The sequence below is a fragment of the Mucilaginibacter sp. CSA2-8R genome (assembly GCF_038806765.1).
In the GTDB taxonomy this organism is placed as follows: domain Bacteria; phylum Bacteroidota; class Bacteroidia; order Sphingobacteriales; family Sphingobacteriaceae; genus Mucilaginibacter.
Genome location: NZ_CP152389.1, coordinates 1163873 through 1181776, shown reverse-complemented (window position 1 = coordinate 1181776; position 17904 = coordinate 1163873). Strand labels below are relative to the sequence as shown.

16 protein-coding genes are annotated in these 17904 nt (G+C 41.3%); 10 read left to right on the top strand and 6 right to left on the bottom strand.

Translation table 11 applies throughout. The features are described from left to right. Positions 1-4 precede the first annotated feature (4 nt). The 3 genes from AAGR14_RS05160 to AAGR14_RS05150 all read right to left on the bottom strand — a co-directional run bounded on the left by AAGR14_RS05160 (position 5) and on the right by AAGR14_RS05150 (position 3133). Entirely contained in the window at positions 5-1372 is a 1368-nt protein-coding gene (locus AAGR14_RS05160) for a biotin/lipoyl-binding protein (protein WP_342647524.1), read from the bottom strand. Beyond that, the gene (locus tag AAGR14_RS05155; protein WP_342647523.1) at positions 1365-2369 is read right to left on the bottom strand and encodes an ABC transporter ATP-binding protein; all 1005 of its coding nucleotides are present in this window, start codon (positions 2367-2369) and stop codon (positions 1365-1367) included. The genes AAGR14_RS05160 and AAGR14_RS05155 overlap by 8 nt, the downstream gene beginning before the upstream one ends. A gap of 470 nt (positions 2370-2839) precedes the next feature. Continuing rightward, the gene (locus AAGR14_RS05150; protein ID WP_342647522.1) at positions 2840-3133 is read right to left on the bottom strand and encodes a hypothetical protein; all 294 of its coding nucleotides are present in this window, start codon (positions 3131-3133) and stop codon (positions 2840-2842) included. A 149-nt stretch (positions 3134-3282) separates the two neighbouring features. On the opposite strand from AAGR14_RS05150, the gene AAGR14_RS05145 reads away from it, so the two are divergent. The 4 genes from AAGR14_RS05145 (at position 3283) to AAGR14_RS05130 (ending at position 8451) form a co-directional block, all read left to right on the top strand. Next, positions 3283-3732, top strand: coding sequence for a GNAT family N-acetyltransferase (locus AAGR14_RS05145; RefSeq protein WP_342647521.1), 450 nt, complete (start codon positions 3283-3285; stop codon positions 3730-3732). 154 nt (positions 3733-3886) lie between these two features. Beyond that, the gene (locus AAGR14_RS05140) at positions 3887-5005 is read left to right on the top strand and encodes a M42 family metallopeptidase (protein WP_342647520.1); all 1119 of its coding nucleotides are present in this window, start codon (positions 3887-3889) and stop codon (positions 5003-5005) included. A gap of 80 nt (positions 5006-5085) precedes the next feature. Continuing rightward, positions 5086-5982 carry a sugar phosphate nucleotidyltransferase gene (locus AAGR14_RS05135; RefSeq protein ID WP_342647519.1) on the top strand — a complete coding sequence of 299 codons (897 nt, stop codon included), beginning with the start codon at positions 5086-5088 and terminating at the stop codon, positions 5980-5982. 207 nt (positions 5983-6189) lie between these two features. Further along, entirely contained in the window at positions 6190-8451 is a 2262-nt protein-coding gene (locus AAGR14_RS05130) for a glycoside hydrolase family 31 protein (protein WP_342647518.1), read from the top strand. A gap of 78 nt (positions 8452-8529) precedes the next feature. On the opposite strand, the gene AAGR14_RS05125 is transcribed toward AAGR14_RS05130, so the two are convergent. Continuing rightward, on the bottom strand, positions 8530-9540 hold the full coding sequence (locus AAGR14_RS05125; protein WP_342647517.1) for a glutamine synthetase beta-grasp domain-containing protein: 1011 nt from the start codon (positions 9538-9540) through the stop codon (positions 8530-8532). 543 nt (positions 9541-10083) lie between these two features. Here AAGR14_RS05125 and AAGR14_RS05120 point away from each other — a divergent pair. The 3 genes from AAGR14_RS05120 (at position 10084) to AAGR14_RS05110 (ending at position 13338) form a co-directional block, all read left to right on the top strand. Then, complete coding sequence (locus tag AAGR14_RS05120; RefSeq protein ID WP_342647516.1) at positions 10084-11421, top strand: ammonium transporter; 1338 nt, start codon at positions 10084-10086, stop codon at positions 11419-11421. A 195-nt stretch (positions 11422-11616) separates the two neighbouring features. Beyond that, positions 11617-12675, top strand: a complete 1059-nt coding sequence (locus tag AAGR14_RS05115) for a porin (RefSeq protein ID WP_342647515.1) — start codon at positions 11617-11619, stop codon at positions 12673-12675. A 72-nt stretch (positions 12676-12747) separates the two neighbouring features. Further along, a complete protein-coding gene (locus AAGR14_RS05110) occupies positions 12748-13338 on the top strand; it encodes a hypothetical protein (RefSeq protein WP_342647514.1) in 591 nt (196 codons plus the stop codon). Between the two features lie 74 nt (positions 13339-13412). On the opposite strand, the gene dnaK is transcribed toward AAGR14_RS05110, so the two are convergent. Then, the gene (gene dnaK, locus AAGR14_RS05105; protein WP_342647513.1) at positions 13413-15317 is read right to left on the bottom strand and encodes a molecular chaperone DnaK; all 1905 of its coding nucleotides are present in this window, start codon (positions 15315-15317) and stop codon (positions 13413-13415) included. Between the two features lie 230 nt (positions 15318-15547). Between dnaK and AAGR14_RS05100 the strand changes: the two genes are divergently transcribed. The 3 genes from AAGR14_RS05100 to AAGR14_RS05090 all read left to right on the top strand — a co-directional run bounded on the left by AAGR14_RS05100 (position 15548) and on the right by AAGR14_RS05090 (position 17251). Further along, positions 15548-16096: a GNAT family N-acetyltransferase gene (locus AAGR14_RS05100; RefSeq protein WP_342647512.1), complete on the top strand. Its 549-nt coding sequence runs from the start codon at positions 15548-15550 to the stop codon at positions 16094-16096. Positions 16097-16133: 37 nt separating this feature from the next. After that, complete coding sequence (locus AAGR14_RS05095) at positions 16134-16481, top strand: cyclic nucleotide-binding domain-containing protein (RefSeq protein WP_342647511.1); 348 nt, start codon at positions 16134-16136, stop codon at positions 16479-16481. Positions 16482-16813: 332 nt separating this feature from the next. After that, entirely contained in the window at positions 16814-17251 is a 438-nt protein-coding gene (locus AAGR14_RS05090; RefSeq protein WP_342647510.1) for a carboxymuconolactone decarboxylase family protein, read from the top strand. A gap of 74 nt (positions 17252-17325) precedes the next feature. Here AAGR14_RS05090 and rplQ read toward each other — a convergent pair whose 3' ends face one another. Beyond that, positions 17326-17874, bottom strand: a complete 549-nt coding sequence (gene rplQ, locus AAGR14_RS05085; protein ID WP_342647509.1) for a 50S ribosomal protein L17 — start codon at positions 17872-17874, stop codon at positions 17326-17328. Between the last annotated feature and the right edge of the window lie 30 nt (positions 17875-17904).

The following is a 17904-nucleotide window of genomic DNA, read 5'->3' as shown; positions in this document are numbered from 1 at the left end:
AAAATCAACCTTTTTTATCTTTTATATCTGCCGATGGTTCTTTTTCTAAACTTGGCGGGAAACCATTCAGCTGTCGCCATATCTCGTACCATACAGGTACCGATCTTAAAATGATACGGCCATACACGCCCGAACCCTGGCGCAGTTGTTCTGGCCATGGCTCATCATTGGCCGGTACCGGAATTTCCGGTCTGATGAGTACACGGTACTTTCCGCCGGCGCTGCTTACGCGGTCAATAGCAAATATTTTTCCGGCAAATGTACCCACCGCAACTGATGGCCAGCCGGCAAACTGTATAGAAGGCCAGCCTTCAAACTGCAGCCTTACATCACTGGTATCCACAATCAATGGCACATCCATCGCAGCTACATAAAGCTCTGCAGCTACCAAAGGCGTTTTAGGTTGCAGCGTAGCCACCGACTCTCCTTCTTTAATATTTTCGCCAATACCCGCTTTTAGCGTTTTAACTACAAAACCGGTTTGCGGAGCGCGAACGATGTATAATGAACGCCTAACAGAAATGTTAGCAGTATCATTTTTAAGCTTTGATATTTCGCCCTGTACGCTGGCACGGTTTGATATGGCCGACCCTAAATCGGATTGTGCCTTAGCTAACGACTCCTGGTATTTTGCCCTGATATTATCCAGTTCAATGCGGGCGTTAATCAGGTTTTGTTTAGAGTTATTCAGTTTGTTTTGTGCACTAATTACCTTAGCGTAATCCTCCTGCAGTTTCAACCTTCTGGTTTCTATATCAGTCAGCGAAAATAAACCACTTTTGTAGCCGGCCTCATAACGGGCTAAACGCGCCTTACTAATTTCGTAAAACTTCTGCACCGCATTCAGGTCAGCACGGTCGATGTCTACATAATTTTGCGCCTGCGTAATTTTGTTTTCCGCAGCGCTTAGCTGGAAACGCAAGCCGCTACTTAAAGCCTCAATCTGAGCATTGGTAGCTCTGATTTTTTGCGTAGCAGCGCCCTCGCTGTTCCGTTTAGCATCCAGCTGTTCGTTTAAGCGTTGAGGCAATTGAGGGTCAAAATAAGACTGACTGGTTTCAGAAATCACCAGGATAGTATCGCCCTTTTTAACTTCCTGCCCCTCGCGCACAGCCCATTTCTCAATACGGCCACCAATTTGGTTTTGCACGGTTTGCGGGCGGTCTTCGGGACGTAAAGCCGTTACTGTACCTTTGCCGGGTATAGTTTGCCGCCACGGCAGCAGCAGGATAATAATAATAACAATTAATATCCCCATTAATATGCGCCCGAGTAATCGTGGCCCACGGTCGGGTAAAACGTTAGCAACTGACTGGGTCGAAAGCTCTTCCCAATTTTCTATTTGTTCCAATTCAGGAGATTTCTTACTCATGGTGTTTATCTCCTTTCTCCAATTCAAGATCGGTAACTACGGCCAGTTTTTCGGCGCCGGTTACCATGTCAAATACAGTATTCATGTTAGTCATGAGTTTTTCAATAGCGTAGCTAATTTGTACAATGATAACCTCGGCAGCCACAAATTGGCCGAATGACATTGAACGGTTTACCACAAAAAATGACCCTAACAATAGTAAGCCCCCCATCAAAATAGTACGCATGGCAATAGCACTACCGAAAAACTTTTTTAGTACCTTAAAGTGTTCATTACGGGCCTGCAAGTAATTGGCAGTAATGGCATCGGTTTGCTTTACAACCTCTAAACGCTTAGCTTCACTTTCGCGGTAAGGTTCTAAATCGGCCGCTACGCTTTCGAGGTAAGCTACCACTTCGTATTTGTACTCAGACTCCTCAATACTGGTTTCTACACCCCTCCTGAAGTACAGCAAGAGGATGCCTACAATAAAAACGATGATTAATAAACCGAAGGCAATAAAAAACGGATGATAAAAAGACAGTAAGATAGCGCTGAAAAATATTTGTACTGCCGCAGCAACTATATCAACCAGTAACTTGGTAAGTCCTTTTTGTATGGTAAGTATATCAAAAAAGCGGTTTACCAGTTCGGGTGGATACTCGCCTTCCAATGCCTCTCTTTTAATGCGCGGCAAACGAAAAGCAAATTCCAGTGCCGTTTTAGCAAATATTTTTTGCTCAATAACTTCCACTAAAGATAGCTGGCCTATAAGCAATAAACCGCCTACAATAATGCCCACCAATATAACGGCAATGAGTATATAAGTAGAGCTATACATTGCTCCGTTAGAGAGCAGGTTAAACACTGCCGTGGTGCCTAATGGCAATGTAAGGCCAATGAGGCCTATAAGCACGGCATAAATAAATATGTAATTGATAGTTGAGCGCTCATAGTGCAGTATGCGCAAAAGCCTCTGCCAAGGCGTGAGAACTTCAACAAGATGATGGTTCTTCATTATAATATTTTATATACTTTTATTTTACCCTATCAAACACCACAATCACTGTACTAAGCAATTGTAATTCAATTAAATGATAACGTATTTAAGATAGGGCTGCATGATGTTAACAGTGATGAATCACATGTTAACATCATGGCTGTTTTGCAATAGTTTGTTGTTTAATCTTGAGTAACAGTAAGCAGACGAAAGCCCTGAAGCTCTTTCAGCATTATAATAACTAATCAGGTGTTGTTGCTTCACACCGTTCGCCCTTTTAAGCGAAGACACGTTAAAACAACAGATTGATTAAGTGCAAGCAACATGTTTTAAGCAACAATTATTGCAGAAAACATGTTGCTACATCCGTGTATAACAAAAGCCTAATAAAATTTAATCATACCAAGAGTTATGATTTTGACTGTTAGTAACCAAACTTTACGGGTAGTAACATCAAATCTTAATTAAGCATTAAGTTTTAAACAGGCTTACGTTATAGAGTAATTTGGAGGCGGTGTGGGGACCGACAAATGGTGAGTTTCGTGATATAGTTGCTGACAGGCGTGCAATAACGCCGGCTTTTCGACTTCTAAATGGATCTGTACTGTAGGATAGATGCAATACATTTCTTCGTCAAAAAACTTTTTTTCTTTACTGCCCTCTTTATCCGGGTCGTCTTTTTCGCTTTTATTTTCCTGCTCCAGCTGCATAATGGCAGCATTTACAGTTTTATTATTGAGCACCAGAAAAACAGGCGCCACCGAAATAATCATCTTCACCATGAAGATTATCATAAACAGCGAGCAAACTAGAATTTTGTTAGTCCTGATTTTCATTAACTGCAATGATAACGATTTTTTACCAAATTTGGTCTTCTTTACCTTAATCTTACCCGCAGCAAACACTTGTAATTTATTATTGTTTTACTGCTGTGCATTTTGAACAAATAAGACCAGAGTTAACCTGGCGCCTGCGCCGTGAGGTACTATACCCAGCTAAACCCCTGGCAGCTATGCAAATGCCTGTTGATGCCGATGGTTTACATTTCGGAGCTTTTAGCAATAACCTGTTAGTTGGTGTTATTTCCCTCTTTGAAAACGGCACTACTTATCAGTTCCGGAAATTTGCTGTAGCTACAAACCATCAAGGACAAGGCATAGGCACCGGCCTTTTAAATTACGTTATTAGCTTTTGTCAACAACAAAAAGGGACGCTGCTTTGGTGTAACGCACGTACAACGGCTACCCAATTTTATGAAAAAGTAGGCTTTACAGTTTCGGGCCAATCTTTTGAGCAAAATAATATTGCTTATATAAAAATGGAGAAACCGCTTATTAAAAAAGCCGGTTCAATTTTGCAAACCGGCCTTGAAAACTACTAACTCCTGAAAATTTTACTTACCGCAAAACAACGCTTCATATATTAACCTTATATTAACGCATTAACAATTTATGGCATAAGCAAACTAAGGGTCTTTTTTACCTGAAGTCGGCAGCTTTACTATATTTGTCATCATACATATCCTGAATAAACATATGGCTGAAAACGAAAACGATAATAAACCACAGCACGTTGCCGTGGTGAATGATACTTCTCTGGCATTTTTTGAGAAATATATTAATAACCCATCGCCAACCGGCTTTGAATGGGAAGGCCAGAAAATGTGGCTCGAATATTTAAAACCTTATATTGATACTTACTATGTAGATAACTATGGTACCGCCGTTGGCATCATTAACCCAGATGCTGAATATAGGGTGGTGATTGAGGCCCATGCCGACGAAATTTCGTGGTTTGTAAATTACATTACCAGCGATGGTTTAATTTATGTAATTCGCAATGGCGGGTCAGACCACCAGATTGCACCTTCTAAACGGGTCAACATCCATACTGACAAGGGTGTAGTTAAAGCCGTATTTGGCTGGCCTGCCATCCACACCCGCCAGGGTGGCGACAAAGAAGAGTCTCCTACCCTGAAAAACATTTTCCTGGATTGTGGCTGTACCAGCAAAGAAGAGGTAGAAGCCATGGGCATTCATGTAGGCTGTGTAATTACTTACGAGGATGAGTTTAGCGTAATGAATAACCGTTATTACGTTGGCAGGGCATTAGATAATCGTGCCGGCGGCTTTATGATAGCAGAGGTGGCTCGTTTGCTTAAAGAAAACAAACAAACTTTGCCGTTTGGCTTATACATTGTAAACGCCGTACAGGAAGAAATAGGCCTGCGTGGTGCCGAAATGATAGCCCATAAAATAAAACCTCATGTAGCCATCATTACAGACGTAACGCACGACACCCAAACGCCGATGATTAACAAAATAACTCAAGGCGATTTGGCTTGCGGCCGAGGACCGGTGGTATCTTATGCGCCGGCAGTGCAGAATAACCTAAACAAACTATTAATTGAGTCGGCACAAAAAGCTGAGATTCCTTTCCAGCGCCAGGCTTCATCACGCTCAACAGGTACCGACACAGATGCTTTTGCATATTCAAATGACGGTGTACCATCAGCCTTAATATCATTGCCGCTACGCTACATGCATACTACGGTAGAGATGATTCATAAAGAAGATGTAGACAATGTGATACGTCTTATCTATGAAACTTTGCTTAATATTGAAGCAGGACACGATTTTAGATATATTAAATAAACATTATATTTTAAATAAGGTAAAGGGGCAATATTTATAGCTCATATTTTTTTACCTATATTTATTGCCTAGTACAATCTATGAAACCTACACTATTAATTTTGGCCGCAGGTATGGCCAGCCGTTACGGCAGCATGAAACAGGTGGATGGCTTTGGCCCTAACGGCGAAACCATTATTGATTACTCAATTTACGATGCCATTAAAGCCGGCTTTGGTAAAGTAAGCTTTATCATTCGTGAAGAGTTTTTAGAGCCCTTTAAAGCAAAATTTGAACCTAAGTTAGCTGGCCGTGTAGAAACGGATTATGTTTTTCAAAGCTACGATTTAACTCAGTTTGGTATTGATAAAACTGTTGAGCGCGCTAAACCGTGGGGTACTGCCCATGCAGTTTTAGCAGCACGCAACCAGGTACACGAACCTTTTTGTGTAATTAACGCTGATGACTTTTATGGCTACGAAGCCTTTGAAAAAATGGCGCAGTTTTTAACCACCGAAGTGGCTGATGATAATTACTCATTAATGGGCTATCAGATTGATAGAACTTTATCTGATTACGGTTCTGTATCCCGCGGTGTATGTAAAGTTGAAGACGGCAACATGGTTGAAATCAACGAGCGTACCGAAGTTTATTTTAAAGACGGTAAAGTATTTTACAAAGATGCCACCGGCGAGCATGAGCTACCTAACGACACTCGTGTAAGTATGAACTTCTGGGGCTTTACCCCGGCTGTATTTAAACAAAGCGAAGATATGTTTAAGCGCTTTGTTGACGCTAACGAGAACAACCCTAAAGCAGAGTTTTTTATACCGTTAGTTGCAGATGAGTTAATTAAAAGCGGAACTGCCAAGTTTAAGGTAATCCCAACCGGTAACAAATGGTTTGGTGTTACTTATAAAGAAGATAAGCCAATTGTAGAAGCCAGCATTGCAGAACTGGTAAACAATGGCACTTATCCATCAAACCTTTGGTCATAAGCTCCATCATCAACAATAAAACAAAAGCGTCCGATTTAACAAAGTCGGACGCTTTTGTTTTATACTATTCATTTTTAAATCTTGCATACCATATGTTTGTATGAGCAGATAATTATCAAGTTCGGTTTCTAAAAATTTTGTTTTCAAACTAAGGCTTGTGCATTTGTGTTCTATCAGCGGTTCAATAATTCATTATACCGCTAGCAAATGCAATTTCACTCTTTAAGTTCGCTGCAAAGCATTCATCAGCAAAATAATAAGCTTATCATTAAAACTGCCGAGGCCGAAGCACAGGTATCTATTTACAGTCCAGGCATTATCCGGGTAAACATCACACAGCATCCCGAAAATAAGGATGAATCGTTTGCCGTAATTAGAGAACCAGTTACTGAAATACCGTACCAGGAAACAGAGCAAGAAGTTACCATATCTACAACAGCTTTGGTGTTGCGTATCAACAAGTCGCCCTTACGCTTTTCATTTTATACGACCGACGGCAAACTAATTAGCCGCGACGACGAACGTTTTGGCACCAACTGGCAAAACAGCCGCGTTACTAATTACCGTGAATTGCGGCCCGATGAAAAGTTTATAGGCCTGGGCGAAAAGGCAGGCAATTTAAACCGGCGAGGCAGTCAGTATGTGAACTGGAATACCGACGCGGTAGATTATGGCCCTAAAACTGACCCGCTTTACGAGTCGTTTCCGTTTTTTATAGGAGTACATAGCCAATTAGCCTACGGATACTTTCTGGATAACACCCATAAAAGCTACTTTGACTTTGCCGCATCTACCGACGACCAGTTTATATGGCTTGGAGCAGACGACGGTGATTTGAACTATTACTTTTTTGGAGCACCAACGGTAGCCGAAATCATTAAAGATTATACCTGGCTTACCGGGCGCATGGAAATGCCGCCTTTGTGGAGTTTAGGCTATCAGCAATGCCGATGGAGTTATATGAGCGCACAGGAAGTGCTGGATGTTGCTCAAAAGTTCAGGGATCTTAACATTCCGGCCGATGTGATGTACTGTGACATTGATTACATGCAGGACTTTAAGATATTTACCTGGAACCAGGAAACTTTTGCCCAACCTGCCGAATTTATAGCCAAGCTGAAGGCATTAAACTTTAAACTGGTGACCATTGTTGATCCAGGCATTAAAATAGAGAAAGGTTACCAGCAATACGATGAGGGCGTTGAGCGCGGTTACTTTGCCACCTATCCTAACGGCGAAAATTATACTGGCGAAGTTTGGCCCGGCCGTTGTCATTTTCCCGATTTTTTTAGAGAAGATGTGCGCGAATGGTGGGGCGCTGCATTTCAGGCATTAACCGAACCTGGTGTAGAGGGCTTTTGGAACGACATGAACGAGCCTGCCGTTTGGAACCAAAACATACCATGGATGGTAAAATTTGGCGATAAGTTTATGCCCGAGGTGCGCAATGTTTACGGGATGGAAATGGCGCGAGCTACTTACGATGGCACCCGCAAGTTATTAGGTAATAAAAGACCTTTTGTACTTACCAGGGCAGCTTATTGCGGCACACAGCGCTATTCGGCGGTGTGGACGGGTGATAACACCGCTAACGACGACCATTTGCTGTTAGGTGCGCGCCTGGTAAATAGTTTGGGCATAACCGGCATGGCTATGGTAGGTGTAGACATAGGTGGCTTTAGCGGCAACCCTACACCTGAATTAATGGTACGATGGAACAGTTTAGGTACTTATACCCCCATGTACCGTAACCATGCCATTCGGTTTTCTGAATACCGCGAACCGTGGCAGTACGGTACCGACAACATGGAATTGATTAAAAAGTCAATTGAACAACGTTATCGCTTGTTACCTTACCTGTATTCAACCTTTCACGAAAGCTCACAAAGCGGCATGCCGGTATGCCGTACACTGGCGATCACTTATACTCACGATGAGCTGATTTACCATGAAGACTATCAAAACCAGTTTATGTTTGGCGATGCCCTACTGGTGGCACCCGTAATTAGTACATCACTTACTACTACAGTATATTTACCCCAAGGTAATTGGTACCGGTTAAGCAGCAATGAAACTTTTGAAGGTCAAAAAGAATACACTGTAAGTGCACCGCTGCATGACTTACCTGTTTTTGTTAAAGCAGGCAGTATCATCCCCATGCAAAACTTTACGCAGAGCACCCAAGACAACGGTGATGGCGTGCTGCAATTAAATATATGGAATGGAGATGCTATAACCAGCCTCGCCTATTATGAAGATGATGGCGTTAGCTACGATTATGAGCAGGGAAACTATCATAAACGCACTATTACCTTCAATCCGTTATCAAAAACGGTTAAATTGTTGAAGGCAGAAGGCGATTATAACTCACGCTTCCGGCAAGTACAGTTCATATTACACGGATTTGAAAACCAAAGCGAACTTGACCTGATTAATTACACCAATGAGGAAATAACGTTTCAGATATAAAGACATATCCTGGAAGTAATAAAACAACGAGGCCCGCTAAAAATTTAGCGGGCCTCGTTGTTTTATATTTAGGCTTAATTATAAAACTGCAGATTTTACAGTTTTGATAATTACGGCAGCTACTTTATATGGATCGGCTGCCGAGTTAGGGCGACGATCTTCCAGGTAACCACTCCATCCTTTTTGTACTGTAAATAACGGAATACGGATAGAAGCACCACGGTCAGATACACCATAGCTATAATCGTTAATAGAAGCAGTTTCGTGTTTACCAGTTAAGCGCTGCTCGTTGTCGGCACCGTAAACGGCGATGTGCTCAGCTACTGCCGGACGGAAAGCTTCTAATATTTTGGTATAAGTTTCCTGACTTGCAGCAGTACGCAATGTAGTATTAGAGAAGTTAGCGTGCATACCAGAACCGTTCCAATCTAAGGCACCTAATGGTTTACAATGCCAGTTGATAGATACACCGTAACTTTCGCCGATTCTTTCTAATAAGTAACGGGCAACCCAAATTTGATCACCAGCTTCTTTAGCGCCTTTGGCAAAAATTTGGAATTCCCACTGACCGGCAGCAACTTCAGCGTTGATACCTTCAACATTTAAACCAGCGTCTAAACAAGCATCTAAGTGCTCTTCAACAATCTCGCGGCCAAATGCATTTTTAGCACCTACCGAACAATAGTAAGGACCTTGAGGCGCAGGGTAACCGTTAACCGGGAAACCTAACGGTTTGTTAGTTTCCGGGTCCCATAAAAAGTACTCCTGCTCAAAACCAAACCAGAAATCATTGTCATCATCTTGGATAGTAGCACGGCCGTTTGATTCGTGTGGTGTACCATCAGCACTTAATACTTCGCACATTACCAGGTAAGCATCCTTACGTTGTGGGTCTGAACAAATAAATACCGGCTTTAAAATACAATCAGATGAACCACCTGGTGCCTGCTCTGTAGATGAACCGTCAAAGCTCCAATTAGGACAATCTTCTAATTTTCCAGAAAAATCTTTTTCGATTTTAGTTTTACTACGTAAGCTTTGAGTTGGTTTGTAACCGTCAAGCCAGATGTACTCGAGTTTAGATGCCATTTGTTAAATTTATCAGGTTAATAAGTTAATATTTATACAAAAAACAAAATGTTGCTAATTTTTAGCAGATATACAGCAATTATCTTTACAAATAAAGCTATCCGATTTAAATTTTCATAATTTAAATTATCTTTTTTTGATATTATTTTCAAACGCACCTGTTTTCCTCGTTTGCTGGCATTTAAAAAATTAAATCCGTTTTGATATCGTCAAACTCCGTATCAATTGTAAAACAGATCCACTCTCTTCTATTTTCACTTCAAAATCGTTACAACTTCAGATGAACTATAATTCTTAAGATAATATCATAAAATTTAATGCTTTATATACCTTATATAGAAGATAAAAACCACATCGGTCATAAAAACACAAGAAAACACTATATTCATCAGAACTTAATTTTGCTAAAACGCATTAAGCAAAGATATTTTACATTTTTTTTATAATTTCTTTAAATATTATCAATCAGTTTTATATTTTTATGAAAATTAAAGGCAGTTATCTCAAAAAAAACCTACAATCCCTAACAAAAATTTAAAAAGCATGAAAAGATTTTTTCCATTTATCATTTTGCTCATTGTGGCTGTCGCGGCGATATTTATACCGTCGCAGGCTGATTTTGCTGATGCAAGTAAGTACAATCCCGCAGATATAGCCTGGATTATCGTAGCCTCAGCACTCGTGTTTTTGATGACACCTGGTTTGGCCTTTTTTTACGGTGGTATGGTTACCCGTAAAAACGTGTTATCAACCATGATTAAAAGTATTGTAGCCGCCGGTATTGTAACTGTTATCTGGATTGTGGTAGGTTACAGCCTTTGTTTTGGCGATTCTATTAACGGTTTTATCGGCAACCCGTCTACACACTTCTTTTTTAAAGGTGTAAACTCGGGTGCACCGTGGGTATTTGCGCCTACTATTCCTAAGTCATTATTCTCGGTATTCCAGCTGATGTTTGCCATCATCACCCCGGGACTGGTGGTTGGTGCCATTGCCGAGCGTATCCGCTTTACTTCTTATGTACTGTTTACCGTTTTATTCAGCTTATTTGTTTACGCCCCGTTGGCGCATTGGAGCTGGCATCCTGACGGCTTTTTAGCTAAAATGGGCGCTTTCGACTTTGCTGGTGGTACCGTAGTACATATTTCTGCTGGTTGTGCAGCTTTAGCGGGTGCTTTAGTATTAAAAAGACGTAAATCTCACATCGAAGGTATCGAAGTGCCACCGGCCAACATCCCTTACGTATTAATTGGTACAGGTTTGTTGTGGTTCGGATGGTTTGGTTTTAACGCCGGCTCTGCTTTAGGCGCTAATGCTTTATCGGTTTCTGCATTTTTAACTACCAATACTGCTGCCGGTGCTGCAGGTTTATCATGGATGTTTTTTGATGTATTGCGCGGCAAAAAACCATCAGTTTTAGGTTTTTGTATAGGTGCGGTAGTTGGCTTGGTAGCCATTACGCCGGGGGCAGGTTACGTAGCTATTCCGCAAAGTATCTTTATCGGCTTTATTGCAGCTATCATATCTAACCTGGTGGTACAATGGAAACATAAAACAGCTTTAGACGATACTTTAGACGTATTTCCTTGCCATGGTGTAGGTGGTATAGTAGGCATGATTTTAACCGGCATATTTGCTACTAAAACTGTAAACAGTGCAGGCCCTAACGGTTTGCTGTACGGCGATTCAGCATTCTTTTTAACTCAGCTTAAAGCTCTATGCGTTGTAATTCCATTCAGCTTTATTGTATCGTTTGCCATCTTTAAACTGGTTAACCTGATTGAACCTATTCGTGTAACTACCGAAGAAGAAGAAATGGGTTTAGATGCTAGCCAGCACGACGAACGCTACACTTCTCAAAGGTTATCTACAACCTTATAATACCAATATTATAAAACAAGCGCTGCGCTTACCTTGATGCAGCGCTTGTTTATCCCTACTCGCTTTATTTTTCGTGGACCAACCTGTTTTGGCTATCCGTTTTTAACAAAAAAAATGGACGGTAAGCTATTGTTGTGCCTATACAATTCAAATTACAATTGATTTTAACACACTCATCCCAAAAACCAAGCTCACATGAAAAAAACATTTTTACTCGCTGCTGCCCTGTCATCACTCTTGCTAACGGCCAGGGCCCAAGACACTACCAAAGTAACGCCGGTACCCGCCGACCCTGGTTTAACGTTTTTTGGGTCGGTAGATACGTACTATAAACTTGATTTTGCGGGCAGGAAAAATGCCAACATCCAGACCAGTTTTGCCAACGAGGCCAATTCTGTTTCGATAGGCATGATTGATTTGGGCGTTAAAAAGAAGTACAACAAAGCATTATTTGTAGGCGAATTATCTTTTGGTCCGCGGGGCCAGTATCAATCTATCCCAAATAGTGCCGACGGCAACAGCTTTCACATCCAAAACTTATATGTAGGGTATGACCTTACCGATAAACTGAATGTAACTGCCGGTTACATGGCTACTTTTGTTGGTTACGAAATTATTGCACCAAGTGGTAACTTCAATTATTCAACATCTTACTTGTTTACCAACGGCCCATTCCAGAACGCAGGTTTAAAGTTTTCTTATGCATTTTCGGACAAAGTGAGCTTGATGGCAGGTATTTTTAATGACAACTGGAACGTATATGAATCTAACAAAGAGGTATCCACCTTTGGAGGGCAGCTAATGGTTAGCCCGGTAAAAGGCTGGAATGCTTATCTGAATGTATTAAGTGGCAAAATGTCGGGTACTGAATTAGACTTAACTACTGCCTATCAAATCACCGATAAGTTTAAAATGGGACTAAACGCTGCATCGTTTTCGGCACCTAATGACGGCGGCGGATTTGCCGGTGTGGCATTGTACCCGCAATACGCTATATCAAGCGCAGTAGCTTTAGGTTTAAGAGGTGAGTATTTTAAAAACAAAACCGCAACTGGTGGTTCTTACTCGGCCATCCCTCCGGGCAGCTCGGTTAAGGCTTTTACCTTAACTGCTAATGTAAAAGCAGGCGGGCTTACTTTTATTCCGGAAGTGAGGTTAGACAATGCCAGTAAGTCAACACCGTATATCAAAAGCAGTGGTATGCCTACAAAATCAGCTTCACAGTTTGTGCTTGCAGCTGTCTATGCTTTTTAAGCAAAACGTATAATTTCAACTTTTACAATGATATATTTGAGGACTATCTAACTTACGGGTAGTCCTTTTTTTATGAAAAAGCTACACATAATTATTATTGTGCTACTGCTATCAGCGAGCAGCTATGCACAAAAAAACATACTTGTCACTAACGATCAAGGCAAGCTGATGTACTATCACGTAGGCAATATACCAGCTGCAGATAGTTTACAACGTCTGGCTGTAGCTCAAGCCTTCCTGAAGAAGTATTACCCGGATATAAAACCCGATAAAGATCAGCCTGTAAACGGCAGTTCTCTCAATGCCAAAGGCAAATTTACCTTGTACAGTAAAGGATTAATTGCCGGTCAGGAAGATGGCTTATTGCAATTTGATTTAACGATAGCCTTTAAAGAAACCAAATACCGGGTAATGGCCACCAACTTAACTTATCTGCCTTTGCAACGGAACCGCTATGGTCTGTTTACCCCCGTTGCAGGCATAAGCTATACCTTAGAAGAGCTTAGCAAAAAGGTGAAAGAATCGCAGTATGAGAACTACTCTAAACAGATTACCACGTTTTTTAGCTACCTGGATCAGCAACTGTATAATTACTTAAACCATACGGACGCTAAGCCTGCTAAACCGTTAGAATCTAAACATGTATCGACCAAAGATTGGTAGATTCAAACCTACTCCTAATAAAAAAGCTCCTGGCCGGATGGTCAGGAGCTTTTTTAAAGTATTAAAATCTATTGTTATTTAACTTCTTCGAAGTCAACATCAGTTACAGTGTCGCCTGAGTTCTGGTTGTTGGCTCCGGCATCACCTGCACCTGGCTGTCCGCCTTGTTGCGCATCAGCAGATGCTTTGTACATATCTTCAGATGCAGCGCCCCAAGCAGTATTTAACTCAGTTTGTGCAGCTTCGATATCAGTTAAATTTTTAGCAGAGTATGCTGTTTTTAACTTTTCTAAAGCAGATTCGATTTGTGCTTTTTTATCAGCAGGTATCTTATCGCCATACTCTTTTAACTGTTTCTCGGTTGAGAAGATCAGTGCATCAGCAGAGTTCAGGCTTTCAACTTCTTCTTTAGCTTTTTTGTCGGCATCAGCATTAGCTTCTGCTTCTTCTTTCATTTTTTTGATTTCAGCATCAGTTAAGCCAGATGAAGCCTCGATACGGATTTTTTGCTCTTTACCGGTGGCTTTGTCTTTAGCTGATACATGTAATATACCGTTAGCATCAATATCAAAAGTAACTTCGATTTGAGGTACACCACGAGGCGCTGGCGGAATGCTATCCAAGTGGAAACGGCCTAAGGTACGGTTTTGAGCGGCCATGGGGCGCTCGCCTTGCAAAATGTGGATCTCTACAGATGGCTGGTTATCAGATGCGGTAGAGAAAGTCTCTGACTTTTTGCTTGGGATAGTTGTATTTGACTCAATTAAACGGGTCATCACACCACCCATAGTTTCGATACCTAACGAAAGCGGTGTAACGTCTAACAATAACACGTCTTTCACTTCGCCGGTTAATACACCACCTTGAATGGCAGCACCGATAGCTACAACCTCATCAGGGTTTACACCTTTTGATGGAGATTTACCAAAGAATTTCTGAACAGCTTCCTGAATAGCAGGTATACGTGTTGAACCACCAACCAAGATAATCTCGTCAATATCAGAAGTGCTGTAACCTGCATTTTTTAAAGCAGTACGGCAAGGCTCAATAGTACGCTTAATAAGGCTATCAGCTAATTGCTCAAATTTAGCACGGCTTAGTTGTTTAACCAAGTGTTTAGGCATACCGTCAACTGCAGTGATGTACGGCAGGTTGATTTCGGTAGTTGGAGAGCTTGACAATTCGATTTTAGCTTTTTCAGCAGCTTCTTTTAAACGCTGTAATGCCATCGGATCGCGACGTAAGTCAAAACCTTCATCACTTTTAAACTCGTCGGCTAACCAGTCAATAATTACCTGGTCAAAATCGTCACCACCTAAGTGCGTGTCACCATCGGTAGATTTTACTTCAAACACACCATCACCTAACTCTAACACTGATACGTCATGAGTACCACCACCACAGTCAAACACCACAATTTTCATATCTTTGTGGGCTTTATCTAAACCGTAAGCCAAAGCAGCAGCAGTAGGCTCGTTAATGATACGGCGTACTTTTAAACCGGCAATTTCACCAGCCTCTTTGGTAGCCTGACGTTGAGCATCGTTAAAGTAAGCTGGTACGGTAATAACCGCTTCAGTAACTTCGGTTCCTAAAAAGTCCTCAGCTGTTTTCTTCATTTTTTGAAGAATCATGGCCGAAATCTCCTGAGGAGTATATTTTCTGTCATCGATTTCAACACGTGGTGTGTTATTGTCACCTTTTACTACAGAGTAAGGTACACGACCAACCTCTTGAGTAACCTCGTTAAACTGATTACCCATAAAGCGTTTAACAGAATAAACGGTTTTTGTTGGGTTAGTGATAGATTGGCGTTTAGCAGGGTCACCTACTTTACGTTCGCCATTGTCAACAAATGCTACTACAGATGGTGTAGTACGCTTTCCTTCACTGTTGGCAATAACTACCGGCTCATTACCTTCCATTACTGCTACGCAGGAGTTTGTTGTTCCTAAGTCGATTCCAATGATTTTAGACATATGATTGATTTTTCCTTTATTTACTGTTAATTATTATACACACTAATTAACAAGGGTTGTGCCAACGCAGCAATGGCAGTGTATATTGTAAAAGATTATAGAAAAAGCAACCATTAGTCAGTAAGCGTAAACAATTGCGTGACAGCATGACAGCAAATTACAGTAATAACAATTGATATGCTGCCAAAACCACCACCCGCGGCAGAGCGTATGTAAAGTATAGTAGCAAAATGATATTTATAGAGTCGGACCGGTTAAAGTTAATTCCTTTAAAACATCACCAGTTACTTTTATTTGACCAACACTGGGATGAGCTGCAACGCACGCTTGGATTGAACACCTCATCAATGGTGGTAGACGACGAGGTAAAAGCTGATATGGCCGAAGCACTATATCACTTCTGGCTGCCCAATACGCATGCCTATCCTGATCTGTATTATTGGTATACCAATTGGCTAATTATTTTAAAGAATATCAACGTTACCGTTGGCGGCATTGGTTTTAATGGCTATCCTGATGACTATGGTGAAACCTCCGTAGGTTACATGATAGACGAGCAACATCGTGGCAATAATTATGCTACCGAGGCTGTAAATGCTATTTGCAAGTGGGGTTTCGATTTCAGTATTTTGAAAAACGTCAAAGCGGATACGGGCATCAATAACCTGGCATCGCAACGCGTACTAACAAAGTCGGGTTTTCGCAAGTTAGAACAGCGGAATAAGTCTGTATTTTATATACTAAACAAAGCCGTTGGCAACTCGACTATCCATAAATAGCAACATTAAAAAATCATTCCACTCATTCGACTATGCTATGATTGCCCAACTCCTATCGCATATACAGAAGTATACAACGCTTAATACTGAAGAACAGCAAATAGTTGGAGAGTATGTAAAATGTGCAACGGTGAAGAAAAAGCAATACCTGTTTTCGGAGGGTGATGAGTGCAGTGCTCAATATTTTGTTGCAGAGGGTTGCCTGCGTATGTACTTTGTTAAAGATAACGGCGTTGAGCAAATAGTGCAATTTGGCATCGACAACTGGTGGATAAGCGATTACACGTCAATCACATTAGGTACACCCTCCCAGTTTTACCTGCAGGCAGTGCAGCCAAGTCATCTCATTGTGTTAAAAAAAGACAAACAGGAAGAACTTTTTTAAAGGCACCTCAACTGGAACGGTACTTTAGACGCGTTTATCAACGGGCTTACGCCGCAGCGCAAACCCGCCAGGTATATTTTACCGACTTATCTGGCGAAGAAAAATACCATCATTTTGCCAGCAGATTTCCAGATTTCATCCAGCGCATTCCGCAATACATGCTGCCATCATATTTAGGCGTTACTCCTGAGTTTTTGAGCAAAGTACGAGGTAAGAAGTGAGTACATGCATTTCTTAATCATGATTAAGATTTTGACAAATAGGCTTGCGCAAATTTGAGATGTCCGGAATTTAGTCCGGCGTTACATCAATTTAAATTAATGCAAGCTATTATGGAAACCAGAATCAAAATTCAGAATGTTGAGCCAGACGCTTTTAAAGCGCTGTACACTCTAGAAAACTATGTCCGAAATTCGGGCTTAGATAAAAGCTTATACGAGCTCATCAAGATCAGAGCATCACAAATTAATGGATGTGCTTTTTGCCTAAATATGCACACTAAAGATGCACGTAAGTTTGGCGAAACAGAACAGCGTATTTATCTATTAAACGCCTGGCAAGAAACAAATTCTTTTACAAAGCAGGAACGTGCAGCACTAAAACTTACTGAAGAAGTTACCGACATTAGAGGACGTGTAAGTGATCAAACTTACAACGAAGCTGTGATTATTCTGGGAGAAAAAACAACAGCCAAAGTTGTGATGGCCGCCATAGCTATCAATGCCTGGAACCGGCTGGCTATTACCACTATAATGTTACCAGAGGAGTAAATTATGCTTTGTAAAAAGCGAAAGGTCGGCTCTTTGCAGGAGCCGACCTTTTATAAAAATAATAAGTGTTTTAATTACTCACCTTTTTCTGCATTCTCCTCGTTTTGAGCAGGAGCTTCAGGGGTAACTTCCGGTTCAGCAACTACAGCTTCATCAGCTGGAGTAACCTCAGCAGTAGCAGCAGGTGCAGTAGCTTTAGCTTTACCACCACGACGTGAACGACGAGTTGTAGCTGCAGCAGCAGATTCTTTAACACCATATACAGTGTTGTAATCAACCAATTCAATGATCGCCATCTCGGCGTTATCACCTAAACGGTTTTCTAACTTGATGATACGAGTATAACCACCCGGACGGTTAGCAACTTTCTCTGCAATCTCGCGGAACAAAATAGTAACCGCTTCTTTGTTTTGCAGGTAGCTAAATACAGTACGACGTGAATGTGTAGTATCGCTTTTTGATTTGGTTACCAAAGGCTCAACATAAACACGTAGTGCTTTTGCTTTTGCTAAAGTGGTAGTAATACGCTTGTGTAAAATAAGCGATGATGCCATGTTACCCATCATAGCCACGCGGTGGCTCTTGGTACGGCCTAAATGATTGTGTTTTTTTCCGTGTCTCATTGTTTTGTTTTGTTGTGCACGTGCATACCG